The sequence below is a fragment of the Martelella sp. UBA3392 genome, from assembly GCF_002358775.1.
Classification (GTDB): domain Bacteria; phylum Pseudomonadota; class Alphaproteobacteria; order Rhizobiales; family Rhizobiaceae; genus Martelella; species Martelella mediterranea.
In genome coordinates, this window is sequence record NZ_DEPM01000196.1 from 1 (window position 1) to 4,133 (window position 4,133).

The 4,133-nt window shown below is 64.2% G+C and carries 2 protein-coding genes; one reads left to right on the forward strand and one right to left on the reverse strand.

What is annotated here, in order from left to right; translation table 11 throughout:
• Positions 1-733 (forward strand): phosphomethylpyrimidine synthase ThiC (locus B4E36_RS15105; protein WP_345900533.1); only part of this gene is annotated, 733 nt, incomplete at its 5' end.
• A gap of 133 nt (positions 734-866) precedes the next feature.
• Here B4E36_RS15105 and B4E36_RS15110 read toward each other — a convergent pair.
• Positions 867-4,133, reverse strand: a 3,267-nt coding sequence (locus tag B4E36_RS15110) for an autotransporter outer membrane beta-barrel domain-containing protein (RefSeq protein ID WP_345900534.1), incomplete at its 5' end; no start/stop codon positions are given.

The following is a 4,133-nucleotide window of genomic DNA, read 5'->3' on the forward strand; positions in this document are numbered from 1 at the left end:
GGCCTATGATGTCAGCTTCAGTCTTGGAGACGGATTGCGGCCCGGTTCCATCGCCGATGCCAACGACGAGGCGCAGTTCGCCGAGCTCGTAACGCTGGGGGAACTCACGCAGATCGCCTGGGCCAAGGATTGTCAGGTGATGATCGAGGGGCCCGGCCACGTGCCGATGCACAAGATCAAGGCGAACATGGACAAGCAGCTTGCGAGCTGCGGGGAGGCGCCGTTCTATACGCTCGGGCCGCTGACCACGGACATCGCGCCGGGCTACGATCATATCACGTCCGGCATCGGCGCAGCGATGATCGGCTGGTTCGGCACGGCGATGCTCTGCTATGTGACGCCGAAGGAGCATCTCGGCCTGCCCGACCGCGACGATGTGAAGACCGGCGTCATCACCTACAAGATCGCCGCTCATGCCGCCGATCTCGCAAAGGGGCATCGGGCGGCGCGGATCCGTGATGACGCGCTATCGCGCGCGCGGTTCGAATTCCGCTGGGAAGACCAGTTCAACCTCTCGCTCGACCCGGAAACGGCGCGCTCGATGCATGACGAGACCCTGCCGAAGGAGGCGCACAAGGTCGCGCATTTCTGTTCCATGTGCGGGCCGAAATTCTGCTCCATGCGCATCAGTCACGACATCCGGGCGGAGGCGCAGAAGGAGGGAATGGAGAAGATGGCCGAAAAATTCCGCGATGGCGGAGACCTGTATGTCCCGCTGGAGGACGCCAAGTGAGGCTGCGTCCGGGATAGCTGCCTGCCGGCGGTGGGCAAAGTCACTGCCGGCGCACTGCACGGCCAATCATGTCGTCTTGGACGATGGCCTTGCGGGCGGGAATGGCTCCCGCCCGCAAATTTGCTTTATGGGATCAGAACTTCACCTGGAGCCTTGCGTTGACGCCGTTGTAGCTGACGTCGTCGCCGAACTGGCCCTGGTAGGAAACGCCGATCGTGGTGTTGGGTGACAGGTCGAAATCGAGACCGGCCTCGACCACGGCGGCATCCTCGGCGACGGCGACGCCGGTGATGGTGAACGGCGTCGAGCCCGCAAAGGCCTGCGTGACGGACGGCGTGATATCGCCGAAGGCGTGACGCCAGCCGATCATCCCGCTTGCCTTCGCCTTTGTCTGGCCCAGCATGAAGTCCGACGATACGCGCAGACCCACGGTGGTGAAGGTCGTATCGGAGCTTCCGCTTGCGCCGTTCAGCGCCGCAGCGCCGCCGGTCTCGCTGTAGCCATCGCTATCCAGATTGACATAGGCGAGGTTGGCGAACGGCTCCAGCTGAACGTCGGAGAGATCGAACTGATAGCCGAGTTCTCCGAAGGCCTGGAAGGTGCCGGCGTCATAGCTGCTGTCGAGCGCATTCGTAAGGTCCGGGATGAACACCGAGCGGCTGGTGTCGATCTGGTGCCACGTATAGGCAAGGCCCGAGCGGAAGCCGAGGCCACCCCACTGCGAACCGGCATAGAGGCCGAGCGAGTAGTTGTCGCTGGAACCCGACGACGCGCGGTCGTCGCTGTCGAAGCTCGAATGGCTGTAGCCGGCGAGCGCGCCGACGCGCCAGGTTTCGGCAACCGGGATGTCGACGCCGACCAGCAGGCCGCCCGTCGCGCTGTCGAGGCCGGCGGCATTGGCGTTGCCGTCGAACTTGTTCCACGCCCCGAAGGCGCTGCCCCAGGCGGCGATCCCGTCTGCCTGATCGGGGGCGGCAAGGTTAGCCCCGTCCGGCCCGTAGGCCAGAACCGGGGCCGACGATGCGCCGACCGTGCCGAAGGCTGCCCGCAGGCGATCGGCTTCCGCGCCGCGGACGATGCCGCTTTCCTCGATCAACGCCGATTTGACCGACGCATGGATCTCGCCGGAAAGCTGGTCGAAGCCGTTGCGGATGAAATCGGGATCGTCCGGCAGCATGACGATCGCGTCATAGAGCTGGTTTCCGGCGGTAAAGCCGATCGACTCCACACTTGCCGCAACGGCCGCCTGGTTGGCGGTTTGAGCCAGCGATGCGAAATCGCGGTCGTTGCGCTGCAGCTTCAGGCCGATTTCGCTCGCGCCATAGATGAAGTCGGGCGTCAGGAAGGCGAAATCGGAGGTGACGCTTGCAAACTGGCCCTCGATCTCACCGGCCGAGAGGACGGTGTAGGTCGAGCGCGGATCGTAGACGCCGTCGAAGCCGACATGCGCGAGCGTTCCGTCCAGCGAGGCCTTGCCGGTCACCGTCACAGCGTCGCTGCGGCCGGTTTCCGGGTCGACTTCGACGGCAAAGATCGAGCCGCTGGCGAAGGCGAGGTCGCCGTCGATCGTGAGCGTGCCGATGGAATTGCCCGGCGACAGCGTGCCGCCCGCGGCGATTGCGACCAGCGAACCCGCGCCGGAGCCGATCGTGCCTGAGCCGCCGAGAACAGCGCCGTCATTGACGGTCATGCTACCGCCGAGCTTGCCGAGGCCGTTTTCGTCGCCCACCAAGAGCTTGCCCTCATTGACCAGCGTGGTGCCGGCGAAGCCGGAGCTGTCGGCCGTCAGAAGCAGGGTGCCCACGCCGCGCTTTTCGAACGTGCCGTCGCCGGAGAACGTCTTGAGGGCGGTCACCGGAACCGTCGGATGCGAGACATCGATCCAGCCCTGGCCGTCGAAACGGATGGCCTTGTCGATCGAGGTGATCGGCCCGGTCCACTGCGCCCAGTCATCGTCGGGTCCGGCGGTGCGGATGCCGCCATTGTCAAGCGTGATCAGACCGTCGGTCGAGCCGAGCGCCGCGCTTTCGTCGATCGCCACGGTTTTGCCAGCGGTGACGACGATATCGCGGAAGCGCTCATGATCGTCCACGCACATCGCGCGGGCGCCCTGAAGCGAGAGATGCTGAGCATCGGCGCAATCGAGCGCCAGCTTGAGGGGGGCGAAGGGGTCGTTTTCGAAGTCGAGCCCGGTCTTCGCGGAAAGTGCGGCGCGTACGGCTGGATCGTTGAGGCCGAGCGTTGCCACAAGCTCGTCCCAGGCCGGGTTTTCCGGCTTGGTGTCGAAGGCGAGGTCCTCATCGACATATTTCATGAGGATATCGCCCCATTGCTCCCAGCTCATGTCGCTGATGCTGCCGATGCCCGGGAATTCCTCGCGATGCGCCTGGAAGTAGTCGTCGAGAACGTTGCGGAAGAACTCCGGATTGGAGGTGTCCGTGAGCTTGTCGAGATAGGCCTTGTAAACCGCCTGCTGTTCGGCGGGCACGTAGAGGGCAAGCTCCTCCTGGAAGGCTTCCGGGTCGTGACGGTCATAGACCGCGTTGGCAAGCAGGAAGCCGAGACGGTCCTCAGTGACTTCAGGCGCCTGCGCATAGATCGGGCGACCATCCTCGTCGGAAAGCTGGCCGAGATAGACATCGGTGCGATGGTTGTTGCGCGACAGCCGGAATTCGCCGGCGCGCTCGGCGGAATCGCGCGTGTTGGCGTCGAAGGTCAGGCGAACCTTGCCGCTGTCGCCGATTTCCTCGACATTGGGGCCCTTCCAGCGGATTTCATGGGCGAGCGGCTCATGGTCGGAAAGCGCCTTGCCGCTCTCGGTGGTGCTGATGTCCTGATCGAGAACGCCGCCGACATAGCGATCGTCTTCGGCATCCGTCAGTTCCCACCATTTGGCGTAGGGGCGCGAGGCGATGAAGTGGTCGATCTGGGTGCGGCCCCAGGACGGCCATTTGAAGGCCTCGTCATCTTCTTCCACGCTCGGCCATGTGGTGCTGCCATCCGCCAGCTTGTGGGGGGCGAAGCGTTCGCGATCCTCGGGATTCTGCAGGATCTGATACTGCTTCTTCAGAAGGTTCATCGTGTAGGGCGTGTTGCCCGCCACGGGGTAGGTCTCGTCGGTGAACAGGCCTTCCGGCGCGGTATTGGTCTCGCGGTTGATATAGGCTTCGGCGGCGGCGTATTTTTCCGAACCGATGGCGTGATTGCGCGCGACATATTGCAGAGCCCAGGCCTTGTGGTCCGCATTGCCGGTCTCGCGCGCGCGCTTCATCATGAATTCCTGCTGAACCACTTCCAGCAGTCCGCGCTCGGAGATGTCGCCCGCGTTGAAGTCCCCCGTCATGATAATGGGGCTGGCCTTGCCTGCGGCCCAGTCGTTCAGCTCATGGGCTTCGCGGTT